This window comes from Nesterenkonia sp. NBAIMH1 (assembly GCF_007922635.1).
GTDB lineage: Bacteria > Actinomycetota > Actinomycetes > Actinomycetales > Micrococcaceae > Nesterenkonia > Nesterenkonia pannonica.
Map to the genome: position 1 here is coordinate 349,722 of NZ_CP042335.1, position 14,704 is coordinate 364,425.

Genomic DNA, 14,704 nt, shown 5'->3' on the forward strand with positions numbered 1-14,704 from the left:
GGCCTCTCTGCGCTTCAGCCGCCGCTCAGGCGAGGATCACTCGTAGTTGGACTTATTGATCTCCGCGATGAGCTTTTCGCGCCGCCTGTCCTGGACGACTGCAAGGCGCTCCGCGCGACGTTCCCTACGGGCCTTGGTGGGCCAGGTTGCAATGATGATGATCAGCGAGACCAGCACCACGAATGCCAGCCCCCAGATCGCGGCATCGATCCAGAACTGATTGGGGTAGAGGGCCAGCAGGCCGGATTCGGCGCCGTCGAAGGACCACGGGTTGTCAGTCCAGAAGAACGCCGCCCGGTGGAACTCGGCGAAGAATGCCTGCCAGTCCAGGATCGCGAGGACACCTGCGGCCACGATCAGGGCGAGCGTCACCCACGCACCGGCGAAGAGACCTCGGGCGAATCCGCCCGGCCGCCATGCACGAAGCATGAGCAGGAACAGCAGCACCAGCAGTGCCAGGACCAGCCCGGCCGTCACGATCCACCAGACGACCAGCTTCACATCGAACATGTGAGCCACCTCGTCGGCGGTGAAGAGCTGCTCCCCGTCGTAGAGCACATTGCTCAGGTATTCCGTGCTTGCAATGTTGAACAGGTAGTCCATGCCGTAGGAGCCGTAGAGCTCCCGGTCTGCGGTGGACAGGCCCCAGGCGCTGCCGTCCGAGGGGAACCCCGGACGGTTGTAGGTGACCCACAGGAACAGCGGCGACGCCACGAACCTGACCGCAGCCGCGATGATCAGAACCGGTGTGAAGATGGCGATCAGAACCGTCAGGAAGCGGGAGACGCCGCGCTTGGACTTGCGCACCTCTTCATCGATGTCCGCATCGGTGATCTCTTCGTCCGCCGGGCGGGCAGCTGCGGTGGTGGCCGGCGCGCCTGCGGCCCGCTCAGGACGATGCGGCTCATCAGCAGCCGGCGCGTCTGCGTGGGTGGGGTGGGTCCGGCCCGGATCGGACTGAGCCGGAACGTCGGTCCGGGTCTGCTCCGCCGACGCTCCGGCGGCCGGCGCTGCGGCAGCAGCGCCGTCCGCTGCGTCGCGGTCCTCCGGGAATGTCGATTCGCGATGGGGCTCATCAGGGGCCTCGGTCTCTGGGCGCGAGGACACATCGGCCGCGCTCAGCGGCGCATCGGCAGAGGCCGATGAGGCTGCATCGGCCCGGTCCTCGCCGGTGGTCGCCTTGGCCGCAGCAAGCTCCTCGCTGAGGGACCGGGTCCGCTGGGGCTTCGCCGGGCCGTCGCCGGGGGTCGGCTCCTCCGCTGCGGCCGGCTGTCCCGTCGGCGCAGCCGAAGCTGCCTGCGGCTCGTCCGCACGCTCAGATGCCGGGGAGCCGGCCTCTGGCTGTCCCGAGTCGAGGCGGTCCTCAGGGAAGTCGGGCTCGTCCGCGGCGAATGCCCCGTAGTCCAGCCCGGACTCGAAGTCGTCGTCTGCCGCGTCGTGATGCCGCTGCTCGTCAGGATTCTGGCTCATGGCTCCAGACTAAGCGCGCGGGCGGTGTTTGAGGCCCTAAAACGCCCGGAGAGTCCCAAATGGAGGCGGGGCGGCCTCCCTCATCATGCAGTGAGCTGGTGATGACCGCTGTCGTACTCCCCCAGGGAGCCCGTTCTGCCTGCCCGCGCGGCCCGGGAGCCGACGATGATCGTGTAGGCCCAGAAGGCGCCGAGGGCGAGCACCCCTATGGCGATGCGAAGCCAGTAGGGAAGGTCGGAGGGGGTGACGAAGCCTTCGATGACTCCTGCGACCAGAAGCACGAACACCAGGCCCACCGCCACGGTGATCAGACGCATGGCCTCTTGGACCAGAGAGTCCGCGCGGCGCATTCTCCCCGGCGCGACCCATGACCAGAAGATGCGCAGTCCCGCTGCCCCGGCCACGAACACCGCGGTCAGCTCCAGCAGCCCGTGGGGAAGGATGTACACCCAGAAGTCGGCGGCAGCCCCCTGCTCATGCATCACGCCGCCGGCCATGCCCACTCCCACGGCGTTGACCATCAGGACGAACGCCGGGTAGACCCCCGTCACCCCGAATGCCACGCACTGCACCGCAATCCATGCGTTGTTCGTCCACACCTGGGATGCGAAGGCGGAGTTGGGATGCTCATAGTAGTAGTTGACGAACTCGTCCTGGGCGTACGCCTGCCTCTGCTCCAGCGGCTGAAGCAGGTCCAGCTGGGGGTGGTTCGCCGTCCATGCCCCCAGGGTGATGGCGACTGCCAGCCAGACGGCCGTGACGGCCAGGGTCAGCCACCGGAGACGATAGAGCGCGGCCGGCAGGCTCTGCGTCACGAAATAGGCTGCCGCCGCGACCGGGGGCGGGCCGCTTCCGGTCAGATGCGCCCGGGCTCGCCCCAGGATGGCGGAGAGCTCCGCGGCCGCAGGCGAGTCAGGCTCGGAGGCCTGGACCATCGACAGGTGCACAGAGGCGCGCCGGTAGAGCATCAGAAGCTCATCCGCCTCCTCCGCGCTGAGCCTGTGCCGACGGGCCAGGGCCGCCAAGCGGTCCCAGCTGCTGTGGTGCACGCGCAGGAACGCATCGATGTCCATGGCCGCTAGGCTAGCGTGCATGCGGCGCAGTGTGCTCACCTCCGAGGCGGTATCCCTGGACCTGCCCGCGGTCTCGCTGATCACCCGGGGAGCGTCTCTTCTGCTGGATCTCCTCCTCTATGGGCTCCTCCTCCTGGTGGCGATGATTCTGCTGGGCGCCTTCGGGGCCGCGTTCGGCGCGAATGAGGCGGCGGCCGTCGCGTCGGTGACTGCGGTGACGCTGCTCTGCCTGGTGGCCGTACCCGTGGCGGTGGAGACGCTCTCGCGCGGACGCTCAGCGGGCAAGTTCGTCTTCGGCATCCGCGTGGTGCGCGACGACGGCGGCTCGATCAGGTTCCGGCATGCGCTGCTGCGCGGGCTCGTCCTCGTTCTGGAGCTCTTCACCATGGGTCTGATCTCTGTGGTCTGCGCCCTGGCTACACGCAGGGGCAAACGCCTCGGCGACCTCGTGGCCGGCACCTACGGCATCGCAGCGCGTCACCCGAGAGTCCAACCCATGATGCTGCCTGTGCCGCCGAGGATGGCGTCCTGGACACAGGTCGCTGACATTGGGCGTCTGCCGGAGGATCTCGCCGTTCAGACAGGACGGCTCCTGCGGACTGTGGAGCAGTCGGGGCGGGCACGGAACATGCGCGCCCTCGAGGCTGTGGGGCATGAGCTCGCCGCCGAAGTGCGGCAGCACGTCTCGCCCCAGCCGCCGGCCTGCTCGCCCCTGGAGCTCCTCGCGGCTGTCATGGCGGAACGGAGAAACCGGGAGCATCAGCGGCTGGTCAGGGCCCAGGGCCGACAGCAGCGCCTGGCCGCCAGGCTTGAGCGCATCGGAGCCTGAGGCGCGGATGCGCTAGATGAGGCGCAGGTGTCCTCGGTGGGCCGTCGGCTCTGCGGAGTCGGGGTGACCGGAGGGTGCCGTCAGAGGGGCGGGCTTCTGCCGAGCCGGCGGGACGCTCTCGTCACCGCGGTCCGCAGCTGCCCTCTGCCGCGATGGCCCCCGCACCGCATCGGCGAGCGCCAGGAGGTCTCCGTCCTGCTGCGCTTCGCGGGACGGAGCGGTCCTGTAGTCCAGGCGCAGCACTTCCCAGCCTCGGGGTGCGCTCACCGTGTCGGCGTGCGGAGCGCACAGATCGTAGGTGTGCGGCTCGGCGTAGAGGCTGATCGGCCCGACGACGATCGTCGAGTCCTGATACGAATACGTCAGGGTCGCCGCTGCCGGTCCCTCGCAGCCGCTCTTGCTGCACCGTCGCTTAGAATCCACCCGGCTGACCCTAGACCCCGGATCAGCGACGCAGCGTGACCGGCACGCTGGAGGGGTCGGATTCGACGGAGGGACGTCCCAGCACGCTGAAGCGCCCATCGGCGTCGCGCAGAATGATCGCGGCGTGGACTTCGCCCGACGTCTGCTCGATCTCCGCCGCGTCCCCGCCCGTCTCGAGGTCGATCTGCGTCGAGGAGCGGGCTGGCACCTCCACCTGCTCGCCGCTCTCCAGGGTCACCGACGCATCCTCCTCGCCGGGGTTGAACAGGTGCAGCGCAGCCTCATCAGCCTCCGCCGGCATGAGGTCTCCGGGCTGCACCGGGGCAGAGGACGCCGCCCAGCTGAAGTCCGGGGCAGGCGCAGCCGTCTCCTCCTCAGGGTCCTGGTCGACCTCAGTGGGCAGCCCGGTCACGGGATCCCACTCGACCACCGGCTCCTGCTCGACCACCGTCACCACCTCTTGGGCGTCCCCCGCGGTGCGCACTGCCGCGTAGCTGGGGACGGGGTCCCGGTCAGCTCCGGACTGCACCGACGTCCTCACCAGCACGTCATAGACTCCTGCGTCTTCGATCCCCTCGATGCTCACCACACCGAGTGCTCCCTGCTGCTGGGTGAGCACTCCGGGCGTCTCCAGGATCACCTGACCGTCGGGCCCGAAGACCTGAAGCTCGACGGTGAGCTCACCCGGCGCGTCCGATGCGGGAGCGTAGAGCCACAGCTCAGCGGGTTCGGTCTCGGCCCCTGCCTCCGGCATAGGAACCCCGGCGAAAGTGTGGGCGGCCTCAGGAGCAGATTGGGCGGGCAGGAGCTCCGCACCCTGGCTGGTGCTGCCGGATGCTCTCGACGAGCGCAGGCTCGAGGCCACGGGCGCCCCTGACGCGGTGACCTCGACGACGAAGGGCTCGTCGCCTTCGGCCAGCGCGGACATGCTGACCTCTCGCTCCTCCTCGGACGGCACCAGGACGGTCGTCGAGCCCAACGCTCCCCGGTCCCCCTCTGCGCCGAACGTGACGACCTCAACGGTGGCGGGACGGTCATACGGGTTGGTGACGGTCAGGACCGAATCGGCCCCGCTCCCGGTCTCGGGACCCATGAAGAGCTGGCTGCGCTGAGGGCGTGCGCAGGGCGATGACGCGACCCCGGCGGACTCCCCCTCGTCGGCCTGCTGGATGGTGGCGGTCAGGACGTCCTCGCCGCCGGACTCGAGACGCACCCTCTCAGCGCTCACTCCCTCAGGGGCAGCGGGGCAGAGCTCCGGCTGACCTCCGTAGTTGGTCTCGACGGTCTGAACGGGTGCTGTCCCCGTGTCGCGGTCCTCCGTGGAGAAGACGCTCCATGCCGCTGATCCCGCACCGAGTGCGGCGATGGCGAGTCCGACGGTGAGCGCGAGCCCCCCGGACGCTCCCCGCGGCGCCTGCGGCGCAGCGGCATGCCGGGCGGAGGTCGTCCGCGGCGCGGCCGATGAGTCCCCTGGTTCGACGGGGTGCTGAGCGTCCTGCCCCGGAGCGGGGCTGCGCCTCTCCCTGCGCGCAGCGCGGCGGGCGTCGCGACGCTGTCGGCGCAGCCGGCGTGCCACCCGGCTCATGGGTCGTCCCCAGCGCGTGGGTCGAGGGGACCCTGACGGCTCGACCCGGCGTGCAGCTGCTCCCGCGAGGCGATCGGCAGAAGGCGCCAGCTGCGGGGCAGCGGCAGAGCGATCAGCACAACCAGCACCAGCAGAGTGCCCACGAAGACCAGGATCGGAAGCTGAAGGGCCGATCGGTGGCCCACGGTCAGCGAGCTGCCGGTGAGCTCCTCGGCAGCAGCGTCCTGCGGCAGGTGAAAGCGGCGCATCCAGGGAAGCTGCTCCGCGCCCGTGGAGCCCTCTGTGGCCGCGGTCAAGGGCTCACCGTCGAGCTGGGCGTTCCATCCCCGGGCGCGTTCGACGGAGAGCTCAAGGAACATCTCCTCCTGCGCATCTGCTTCGGAGATCCAGTAGTCCTCTGAGATGCGTGTCTGCACCCGGTGCCGGTCGCCGGGAATCTGCGCGAGGACTGACCCGTCCGCTGTCACGATCCGCGCCCACGAAATCTGCTCCTCGGCCCGCCAGAGGGGACCCCGGTCTGTCATCCCCACGCTCACCAGCCCCTGGGCCGTCTCGGCAGCTCCGGTGAGCGTCTCGTCCCCGTCCGGGATGAGAATGTGCCCGATGGCAAGCTCCTGCATCAGAGATCCGACCCTCTCGCTTCCGGGGGTCAGGAGGGCTCCGACGAGCTCTGCGGTGCGCTCGTCCGGAGCGTCGAGCTCAGCCTCTGCGCTGTCGGATGCGACGAAGAGGGGCAGGCCGTCCACTGACACAGGGGTGCGGTGAGCATCGAGGGTGCGGCCCCGCCCTGCCGTCAGCTCGGCCTCCACCATTCCGTCTGAGCTGCCCAGAATGAGAGTGCGGAGCTGCTGGGGGCCTGTTCCCTGATCTGCGGCGGAGGCGGGGATGTCGCGCAGACTGCCGCGATCAACGAGCACAGGCTCGTGGTGCACGGCCGTGATGGTGCGGTCTGAGAGCTCGGCGGCCGGCAGGAGCCTCGGGGCGGCCCATAGGACTGCTGCCGCGAAGACGCCGAGCACCAGCAGCGTGGAGGCGACGGGGAGGAAGCTGCCGCTGGCGCCCGCGGCCGTCGCGGTCCGCAGGGCCATGAGTGCGCACAGGGTGAGGCACAGCAGCGTCGCGGAGACCAGAGGCCCTGTATGGGCTGCGACGAGCTCGCTGCCTGCTGCTCCTGCCGTGAGCCTCGAGGCGGCTGCTGAGAGCAGCAGCGCAGCGAGCGCTGAAAGCCCGGCCGGCAGCAGCACACGTCGCGCGGGGGCTGCGACCAGAGCAATGGCCGCAACCGCGAGCAGCGGCGCACCCATGAGCAGCGCGAGCCGCAGCGCCCAGAAATCACCTTCGAGGAATGCTGGCAGCCACGAGGCCGGCCCGGGCACTGCGCCGGGCAGCCCCGCAGCCGGGTCGAACGCCTGTGAGTGGCCGAGCAGCTGCTGCCACAGCGGAGCGGACTCTCCCGCAGCATCGGGCGATACGGTCCGGCCCGGCTCAGCGAGCAGAACTGCTGCGAGATTGGATCCTCGATCCAGCGCGGAGACGAGCATCGGCCCGAAGAGAGCAAGCGCGGGAAGCGGCAGCAGCCACGCAGTGCGAGCACCCCTGCTGCGCATGAGTCCCGCCGCGAAGCAGACGACGACGGTCAGGATGAGCAGAACGGGAGCAGCTGCGCAGACCACCGCCAGCAGAAGCGCCGCACCAGCTGCCGACTCCAGACCGGACCCCCCGGCACGGCGGCGCTGCAGAGCGCGCACCCCCAGAACGACCGCAGCGGGAAGCACAATGTGAGCCACCACAGCGCCTATGCGTCCCTGGTCCCCGGCGATCTGCAGGGCGGGGGCCAGGGCCCAGATGAGCGCGGCGAGCATTCGGTGGAACGCTCGCCTGCTGACGAGCCCAGCCGCCCACCAGGCGGTCGCCGCGCTGAGCGGTGCGCTGAGAATGACGATCCAGAGCAGGACGCCGGAGGCATGTCCGAAGGACACCAGGGAAATGAGCAGCAGGACCGCCGAGAACGGGTCGGCCGCAGACCGTTCGCCCAGGGAGTCCGCTGCCAGGAAGCTGGTGGCGTGCTGCCACGTCTCAGCGATGCTCACCGAGACCGGAAGGCTTGCGCCGCCGCCGAGCGACCCTGCCGTCAGCAGCTCCCGGCTGCCGATGAGCGAAACTCCCGTGAGCGCTGTCAGGACCACGAACAGGCCCAGCCTGTCCTCGGACGGGCGAGCCGGCATCTCATCGAACTCGCCGCCCTGCGCGCCCACGTCGAAGAGGCTCTGACCCTCAGCGAGGTCCTCGTGGCTCCCCGAGCCCGTCCCGCGTCTGACCTGAGGCGCCAGCGTCTCGGCAGTGACGTCACGGCCTCGCTGGACGCTCAGCTGCCTGCGGGAGAGCGTCTGCGGAGGCAGCCGAGGACGCTCTGCGCGGGCACGATGAGCCTGCGCCGCCTTTCGGCCCGAGCGCCTGAACCGGCGCAGGTGGCCGATCAGCGGGAGGCGGAGAAGTGCGGATGCCGAGGCGCCGAGCTGGCTGAACCCTGCGGCCGGCGCTTTGCAGCTGATGAGGGCCAGGCACCGCAGCAGAGCCAGCACCCACTGCCCGAGCCACAGCGGCAGCACGGCAAGAAGGTGAGCATCTGCGAGGCGGGACATGATCTGCGCACGGCGCTGCTCCGCGGGCAGCCACAGTCCTCCGCCGAGCCGGTGGACAGCCTCTCGCTGAGGCGGCTGGTCCTGGTACATGCGGGCGCGCGGGGCAACAGCCGCCTGAGCCCCCACCTCGCGCGCCCTGGCGCAGAACCTTGCGGTCGAGTATTCGGGCGAGAGCCCAGGATCAAATCCTCCGAGATCTCCGAAGAGCCCGGCGGAGACGAGCATTCCCGAGCCGGACACTGCAGGCACCGCATCGCGGCCGTCGTACTGGCCCTGATCAAGCTCCAGGGGCTCGGTGAGGCTGAGCACCTCACCGTTGGGCGCCGCATGCAGCCCCACATCTGAGATGCGGTCCTCTGCGAAGCCGGCGTGCAGCTGCTTCGCTCCCACGATCTCGACGGGAGGGACGCTCTCTCCTCCGCCATGCCGCGTGTCCTCCCAGACCAGGAGTCGCCTCTCCAGCTCCCGGAGCGCATCCGGATGAGGGACGCTGCCGACGGGGAGGATCCACAGCCACTGGTACCGGGGGGCGAATCCTTCGCCCAAGCCTCGTTCGAGCCTGCGCCACAGGGGGCTCTGCTGGACTCCGCCCGGGTCAGTCGTCACCGACTGCTTCGCAGCGCGGCGATCGTCGATGAGCCCCGAACGCAGGGATCGACTCAGGTCCTGGACACCCGAATAGCCTGAGCCATGGAGCTCCACCACGGAATCGGGGCGACGTGTCTGATGCTCCACCGCGTCCCGCAGGGCTCTGAGCGGCCCAGGGTCAGATTCCTCCCCGTCGTCGAAGAGGATGACGGCAGCAATGCTGAGACCGCCGGAGGGGCTGATCAGGCTCTCCGCTTCTTCAGCTTGCGGCGTTCCCGCTCGGAGAGACCCCCCCAAATGCCGAATCGTTCGTCATTGGCCAGGGCATAGTCGAGACATTCCTGCTTGACGGTGCAGGCGCCGCAGATCTTCTTGGCGTCTCTGGTGGAGCCGCCCTTCTCAGGGAAGAAGGCCTCCGGGTCGGTCTGCGCGCACAGCGCATCGACCTGCCATGCGAGCTCCCCCTCCACCTGCTCCGTGGGCAGAAGGCTGGGCATCCCCACCGTGAGCCGCTGGCTCTCTGCATCGCCTGGCAGCTCCCGGGGCGCGGACGTCGGAACGAATGAGCGTCGGGACGGGGCCTCGTCGAGCGAGGTCACCTTGGTCTCGACCTCTTCCTCGACTGCCTTCTCGAGGGCTTCCGCCGCTCGCAGGTATGCCGTCGCCTGATCCTCGATCGAGGCGCCGTGCTCCATGCGATCCGCTGCCGACGGATCAGCCGGGTCTATGAACCAATCGTGAGGGATATCCAGCCCACGGTGCCGCGCCGCTGACTCACCTTCGGTTTCGCCGGTCTTCAGCTCGGCTGCGTGCTGTGCCTTCCCCATACGGTGCGGGCCTCCCCCAAAGTCGTCAATCCTGTCGCACTGCTGCGTTCGCTTGCCTCGCGCTTAATTACACGGGCGTAAGCACTTCGCCGTCAAGTGGCCCCGGCGTGTCTGCGCCCGGACTCCATCCCGGCTGCGCGATGATCTGCGGTCACTACACTGAGACGCATGGCTTCCCTCACCCTCGACAGCTCCCCTGAAGAGCCCAGCCGCACCTACTCCGACCTTCTGGACCGGCTCAGCGCCTCACCCCGCCCGGCAGCCGTCTGGTACGACGGCGACTCGGGCGAACGCGTCGAACTCTCCGGCCGTGTTCTCGCCAACTGGGCCGTGAAGCTGATCAACCTCCTCTCCTCGGAATGGGAGATCACACCTCAGACTCATCTCATCGTGGACATGCCTCCGCACTGGAAGGCCGCTGCAGTCCATGTCGCGGCCCGAGCGCTGGGGCCCGCGGCCGTCCGCTGCGACGCGGCGGCGGACCCGGAGCAGCTGGTGGTGACCTCTGACCCGCAGAGCTGGATCGCAGGCGGAACGGAGTTCGACGAGCTGGCAGGGGTCTCCCTCGGACTCTTGGACAGCTCTTTCGAAGAGGCCGGCGGCGAGCCCCTGCCCGCGTGGGCGCTGGACATCTCAGCTGAGGTGCGTCAGCACCCCGATCAGCTGGTGCAGCCTCTGGAGCCGGTCCTCTGCCCCGGTTCGGCAGGATCAGCCTCGTCGCTGCTGATCACGCAGTGGGACGACGCCGCAGCCGAAGCTATGGTGTCGACGCTGGCCGGAGGAGGAACCGTCGTGCTGTTCCAGGGCAGCCAAGAGGGCGACGCCTGGCAGCAGATGCTTCGCCAGGAGGGCCTCTCCGGCGCGTGATCCGGCAGGGTCCTGTGCCGGGGTCAGTCCTCGGGGGTCGGGCCGAGGATGTCCGCGTCGCTGATGGCGTGGGGCGCCTCCACGGAGCCCGTCCGGGCAGCGGATTCCGCCGCATCGGCGTCGCCCGTGAAGACCCAGAACTTGTAGGCCACGAACCTGAAGACCATGGCCAGCCCCATGCCGATGATGGAGCCCGAGACGAACGAAGCCTCCGGAGAGGTCAGCCCGAGGATGTAGAAGCTGATGGCGACGCACCCGGACTGAATGGCCAGTCCGATGAGGTTCATCAGCAGGAACATCACCAGTTCGCGGGTCTTGGTCCTGGTCCTGCGGTGCCGGAACGTCCAGTAGCGGTTCCCGAGCCAGGAGAACAGCGTCGCAACGGCCACAGCGATGGCCTTGGCCTTCACATGCGAATCATCCATGGGCCCCGCGATGAGCCACACGAAGATGACGGTGTCAATGACGAATGCCGCGGCGCCCACCGCCCCGAACTTGGCGACCTCGCGCCAGATCCGAGCGATCAGATCGCCCACCCGCAGGTGCAGCGGCCTCATCGGCCAGCCTGTACAGCGTCGGGTGCGGAGGCCAGATAGGCCGTCGTCCCGATGTCGCCTCCGAAGCGGATCGCCTCACCTGGGGCCAGGAAGACGGACTCACCGGGTCCCAGCGTCACATGAGCCGGCCCCTCGCCCGCCGGATCCGCCAGCACCGTCAGCTTGCCTCCGGTGCACAGAAGGATGCCGGGCGCGTCGACGAGCCGACGGCTCTTCACGTCTCCGTGGGCCTCCACCGAGAAACGGGTCAGCGCGAACTCCTCGAAGGGAGGCCGGTAGGCGAGCTCGCCGCGGGTGACCAGCTCAGGAGCGCAGCCGGGGGCATCGAGCACCTGGGTGTCGGCGACATCGATGAGGGCCCGGGCGTCGATGTGCTTCGACGTCAGACCGCCGCGCAGCACATTGTCGGAGTTGGCCATCACTTCCACACCGGCGCCGCCCAGGTATGCGTGAAGATTCCCAGCGGGAAGGAAGATGGCCTCCCCCGGCCGGAGGTCGACCCTGTTCAGAAGCATCGCCACAAAGATCCCGGGATCGCCGGGGAAGTGCTCGGTGATCCGGGTGAGCGTGTCCCAAGCGGCCGATCCGAGACGATCCGGCGCGGTCTCAGTCTCCTGAACCAGGGCGTGCAGAGCCCGCGCAGCCTCGGCCGACTGCTTCTGACCGGAGGCGAGGATGTACTCGAGGGCCGCCGCGTAGTCCTGACGCTCCAGCTGGTCCTGGACCGTGCTGAGCACCTCACGCAGGGCTGGACCGCCGTGCCCCCGCTCCTCGGCGAGCGCCTGCACGCTGCTGAGCTCAGACGCTGCCTCCGTGTGCCGTCGGAAGCCGCTCAGGGCGGCGAAGTCGGTGAGGGCCACGATGAGTTCGGGCTTGTGGTGGACGTCCGGGTAGCAGCGGACGCGACTCTCCAGGGGGATGCCCTCCGCCTCTTCGGCCTCGAAGCCGGCCTTGGCCTGATCCGCGGTGGGATGGACCTGAATGGACAGGGGCTTCGATGCGCTCAGCACCTTCATGAGGAACGGCAGCTCTCCGAAGCGCTGCCCGGACGCACCCAGAAGCTCCGGGCGCTGGGCGAGGAGCGCGTCGAGGGCCAGAGTCTCGCCGGGGCCGATCTCGACGAGAGATGCTCCCGTGGGGTGCGCCCCCATCCACATCTCGGCCTGAGGGTTTGGGGCGACATCCCAGCCGAAGAGGCGGCTGAACGCTGCAGTGGATCCCCAGGCGTACTCGCGGAAGGGATTGGTCATCCTGAACACAGCGCAAGACCATATCAGCGCCGATGCCCCTCAGTCCGGGGAAATGCCCGTAATCTCCCCGAGCGTGGCAGGGATCACTCAGGCTGCTTCTGCAGCAGTGCGAAGAACATGGCGTCCGTTCCGTGGATATGCGGCCAGAGTTGGACGGTCCTTGCGGCGGTTCCCTCGAGAGGCGGGCCTGCAGTGAGCAGCTGCCGACCGTCCGGACGAGCTACGCCGCGCATCGGCTCGTGGGCATCGAGCAGAGTCAGCTGGGGGTGGCGCTTCAGCGCATCCTCCACCTGCAGAAGCGTCTCGGCATGGTGCGGCGAGCAGGTGGCGTAGGCCAACAGTCCCTCCGGCTCGAGCACTTCGACGGCCGCGTCGATGAGATCTGCCTGCAGGACCGTCAGATCGGCGAGATCCTTGGGCTGGCGCCGCCAGCGCGCCTCGGGGCGCCGTCGCAGCGCTCCCAGCCCGGTGCATGGGGCGTCGATGAGGATGCGGTCGAAGGTCTGCTCGGTCTCTCTGATCGTGCGGCCGTCGCCGGTGCGGATCTCCCAGGCGGGCTCGTCGATGGAGGCGAGCGCCTTGGCCACCAGTTCGGCTCGGTGCGGGGCCGGCTCGTTCGCCAGCAGGGTCACCTCGTACTGGGCGGCGAGCGCGGCGAGAAGCGCCGCTTTGCCGCCGGGGCCTGCGCAGAGGTCGAGCCAGCGCTCCCCCATCTGCACCGCAGGCTCGGCAAGGGCCTGAGCTATCCACTGGGAGCCGATGTCCTGGACGCGCAGGGCCCCGTCGCGCACACCGGGGAGGCGTCCGACGTCGCCGCCGTGGTGCACGGCTGCGCCGTCGATGAGTCGGCTGGGGGCGGCGCCGGCCTCCACCGCTGAGGCGAGGGCCGCCTGCCCGGCTTCGTCGGCGAGGCCCGGCAGACCCACGAGGTGGACTTCGGGAGCGGCGTTGTCGGCCTCGAGGAGAGCCTCGAGCTCGTCCGCGCGCCCGTGGAGCCTGAGGGACTGGCGAAGGGCCCGCACCACCCATGCAGGGTGTGCGTAGCGCACTGCGAGGGCGTCGGTGGGGTCGGCGTCCGCGGTCAGCTCGACGATCCACCCCTCCAGGGACTTCTGGGAGATGCGGCGCAGCACAGCGTTGGCGAAGCCGCCGGGGCCGGCGCCGATCTGATCGCGGACGAGGCTGACCGTCTCGTTGACTGCGGCGTGGTCATCGGTGCGCATCGCGAGCAGCTGGTGGGCTCCCAGGCGCAGTGCGTCGAGCACCGGTGCGTCGAGGTCGGCGATCCTCCGATCGATGCAGCGACCAATGATCCGGTCGTATGTGCCTGCGGCACGAAGTGTGCCGTAGGTGAGTTCGGTGGCGAACCCTGCGTCGCGCTTGTCGAGCTTGGCGCGGCGGATCTGCTCCGGGAGCACCAGGTTGGCGTAGGCGTCGTCGCGGCTGACGGCGGTGACGGTGCGGAAGGCGGCCAGACGGGCGGGGTCCGCGCGGCGGGTGCGCTGGGAGGGCGCCGCCTTGGAGTACCGGCGGGGCTGATCTCCGGCGCCGCGGGAGCGCTGTCGGCCCGACGCGCTGCGGCGCGGGCCCTGATCATTGGACTTCTCACTCATGGTGGCCTCCCAGTATCGGCGTCTGCTGCTGGCCGCGGAGCCAGTCAGCCGCAGGTGTCATCCTCTTCCCGGCGGGCTGGACCGCAGTGAGCACGACCCCGCCCTCCCCGGTGACCAGCACGGGCACATGGCCTTCTCCCTCTGCGACGGCGGAGAGCGCCTGCCCCGGCGCGGCGGTGCTGGGCAGCTGGCCGTGAAAGCGGCGTACGGGCCCGAGCTTGAGCCGCTGGTCGCCGAGCCAGGTCCAGGCTCCCGGCTCAGGGACCGTGGCGTTGATGCGGTGCATGACCGCCTCGGCAGCTGCGGCAGGGTCGATGTATGCATCGTCACGGGTGAGCTTCGGGGCGAAGCTGGGCTCCCCGCGCTGCGGCGACGGGGCGGACGCACCGGCCAGCAGCTGAGGGCTGAGTCCGATGAGCATCTGAGTGCCGAGGGCGGTGAGGGCCTGGAGCAGCTCGCCTGCGCTGACGCCCTCTTCGATCGGGTGCTCGGCGGCGGCGTGGACCGGTCCTGTGTCCATGCCTGCTTCGAGCTGGAAGATGGTCGCCGCGGTCGCGGCCTCCCCGTTGAGGATCGCGTGCTGCACGGGCGCCGCACCCCGGTACTTGGGGAGGGAGGAGTAATGCAGGTTCACCCACCCGCGCTCCGGCACATCGAGTGCATGCTGCGGAAGCAGGGCCCCGTATGCGACCACGATGCCCAGGCGGGGGCTGTGCTCCCTGAGCCGCCCGGCGACCTCCTGATCGACCCTGTCTGCCTTGATGACAGGCAGACCGGCCTCCTCCGCGGCCTGGGCCACCGGGGAGGGGGTGAGGGTGCGCTTCCGGCCCACGGGGGCGTCGGGCCGAGTGAGCACCGCAGTGATCTCACCGCCGAGCTTCTCCGGACCGGCCGCGAGGAGGCCGCGCAGACAGTCGGCGGCAATGGGCGGGGTGCCTGCAAAGATGATGCTCATGTCGGCATCCATCCTACGGGCGTTG

12 protein-coding genes are annotated in these 14,704 nt (G+C 69.4%); 2 read left to right on the forward strand and 10 right to left on the reverse strand.

The annotated features are described in order from the left end of the window. Positions 1-36: 36 nt before the first annotated feature. Together FS388_RS01600 and FS388_RS01605 are read right to left on the reverse strand one after the other, a co-directional pair. Positions 37-1,470 carry a DUF1461 domain-containing protein gene (locus tag FS388_RS01600; protein WP_146339067.1) on the reverse strand — a complete coding sequence of 478 codons (1,434 nt, stop codon included), beginning with the start codon at positions 1,468-1,470 and terminating at the stop codon, positions 37-39. 83 nt (positions 1,471-1,553) lie between these two features. Further along, positions 1,554-2,564: a stage II sporulation protein M gene (locus FS388_RS01605; RefSeq protein WP_246836260.1), complete on the reverse strand. Its 1,011-nt coding sequence runs from the start codon at positions 2,562-2,564 to the stop codon at positions 1,554-1,556. Here FS388_RS01605 and FS388_RS01610 point away from each other — a divergent pair. Continuing rightward, complete coding sequence (locus FS388_RS01610) at positions 2,563-3,372, forward strand: RDD family protein (protein ID WP_168198557.1); 810 nt, start codon at positions 2,563-2,565, stop codon at positions 3,370-3,372. The genes FS388_RS01605 and FS388_RS01610 overlap by 2 nt on opposite strands. Positions 3,373-3,384: 12 nt before the next feature. Here FS388_RS01610 and FS388_RS01615 read toward each other — a convergent pair whose 3' ends face one another. Genes FS388_RS01615 through FS388_RS13170 form a run of 4 tightly spaced genes read right to left on the reverse strand, consistent with a single transcriptional unit; the run spans position 3,385 to position 9,437 of the window. Beyond that, positions 3,385-3,795 (reverse strand): DUF3499 domain-containing protein, encoded by a 411-nt coding sequence (locus FS388_RS01615; RefSeq protein ID WP_210410216.1) that lies wholly within the window; start codon positions 3,793-3,795, stop codon positions 3,385-3,387. A 22-nt stretch (positions 3,796-3,817) separates the two neighbouring features. Further along, on the reverse strand, positions 3,818-5,380 hold the full coding sequence (locus FS388_RS01620; protein WP_146339072.1) for a DUF5719 family protein: 1,563 nt from the start codon (positions 5,378-5,380) through the stop codon (positions 3,818-3,820). Beyond that, positions 5,377-8,907 (reverse strand): hypothetical protein, encoded by a 3,531-nt coding sequence (locus FS388_RS01625; protein ID WP_146339074.1) that lies wholly within the window; start codon positions 8,905-8,907, stop codon positions 5,377-5,379. The genes FS388_RS01620 and FS388_RS01625 overlap by 4 nt, the downstream gene beginning before the upstream one ends. Next, positions 8,853-9,437, reverse strand: a complete 585-nt coding sequence (locus tag FS388_RS13170; RefSeq protein WP_146339076.1) for a WhiB family transcriptional regulator — start codon at positions 9,435-9,437, stop codon at positions 8,853-8,855. Before FS388_RS13170 ends, FS388_RS01625 begins: the two co-directional genes overlap by 55 nt. A 168-nt stretch (positions 9,438-9,605) precedes the next feature. Between FS388_RS13170 and FS388_RS01635 the strand changes: the two genes are divergently transcribed. Beyond that, positions 9,606-10,304, forward strand: coding sequence for a TIGR03089 family protein (locus tag FS388_RS01635; RefSeq protein ID WP_146339078.1), 699 nt, complete (start codon positions 9,606-9,608; stop codon positions 10,302-10,304). Between the two features lie 23 nt (positions 10,305-10,327). Here the strand turns inward: FS388_RS01635 and FS388_RS01640 are convergent, their stop codons facing one another. The 4 genes from FS388_RS01640 to fmt all read right to left on the reverse strand — a co-directional run bounded on the left by FS388_RS01640 (position 10,328) and on the right by fmt (position 14,679). Next, positions 10,328-10,861, reverse strand: a complete 534-nt coding sequence (locus FS388_RS01640; RefSeq protein WP_146339080.1) for a GtrA family protein — start codon at positions 10,859-10,861, stop codon at positions 10,328-10,330. Next, entirely contained in the window at positions 10,858-12,111 is a 1,254-nt protein-coding gene (gene manA / locus FS388_RS01645) for a mannose-6-phosphate isomerase, class I (RefSeq protein WP_146339082.1), read from the reverse strand. The genes FS388_RS01640 and manA overlap by 4 nt, the downstream gene beginning before the upstream one ends. Positions 12,112-12,194: 83 nt before the next feature. Continuing rightward, a complete protein-coding gene (locus FS388_RS01650) occupies positions 12,195-13,724 on the reverse strand; it encodes an RsmB/NOP family class I SAM-dependent RNA methyltransferase (RefSeq protein WP_146339084.1) in 1,530 nt (509 codons plus the stop codon). Then, positions 13,717-14,679, reverse strand: a complete 963-nt coding sequence (gene fmt / locus FS388_RS01655) for a methionyl-tRNA formyltransferase (RefSeq protein ID WP_146339086.1) — start codon at positions 14,677-14,679, stop codon at positions 13,717-13,719. The genes FS388_RS01650 and fmt overlap by 8 nt, the downstream gene beginning before the upstream one ends. Positions 14,680-14,704 lie beyond the last annotated feature (25 nt).

What these genes read in the sequence shown, in the direction of transcription:
- FS388_RS01600 (WP_146339067.1), bottom strand. Translation starts at nt 1,470, where the DNA reads ATGAGCCAGAATCCTGACGAGCAGCGGCATCACGACGCGGCAGACGAC.
- FS388_RS01610 (WP_168198557.1), top strand. Translation starts at nt 2,563, where the DNA reads ATGCGGCGCAGTGTGCTCACCTCCGAGGCGGTATCCCTGGACCTGCCC.
- FS388_RS01605 (WP_246836260.1), bottom strand. Translation starts at nt 2,564, where the DNA reads ATGCACGCTAGCCTAGCGGCCATGGACATCGATGCGTTCCTGCGCGTG.
- FS388_RS01620 (WP_146339072.1), bottom strand. Translation starts at nt 5,380, where the DNA reads ATGAGCCGGGTGGCACGCCGGCTGCGCCGACAGCGTCGCGACGCCCGC.
- FS388_RS13170 (WP_146339076.1), bottom strand. Translation starts at nt 9,437, where the DNA reads ATGGGGAAGGCACAGCACGCAGCCGAGCTGAAGACCGGCGAAACCGAA.
- FS388_RS01635 (WP_146339078.1), top strand. Translation starts at nt 9,606, where the DNA reads ATGGCTTCCCTCACCCTCGACAGCTCCCCTGAAGAGCCCAGCCGCACC.
- FS388_RS01640 (WP_146339080.1), bottom strand. Translation starts at nt 10,861, where the DNA reads ATGAGGCCGCTGCACCTGCGGGTGGGCGATCTGATCGCTCGGATCTGG.
- manA (WP_146339082.1), bottom strand. Translation starts at nt 12,111, where the DNA reads ATGACCAATCCCTTCCGCGAGTACGCCTGGGGATCCACTGCAGCGTTC.
- FS388_RS01650 (WP_146339084.1), bottom strand. Translation starts at nt 13,724, where the DNA reads ATGAGTGAGAAGTCCAATGATCAGGGCCCGCGCCGCAGCGCGTCGGGC.
- fmt (WP_146339086.1), bottom strand. Translation starts at nt 14,679, where the DNA reads ATGAGCATCATCTTTGCAGGCACCCCGCCCATTGCCGCCGACTGTCTG.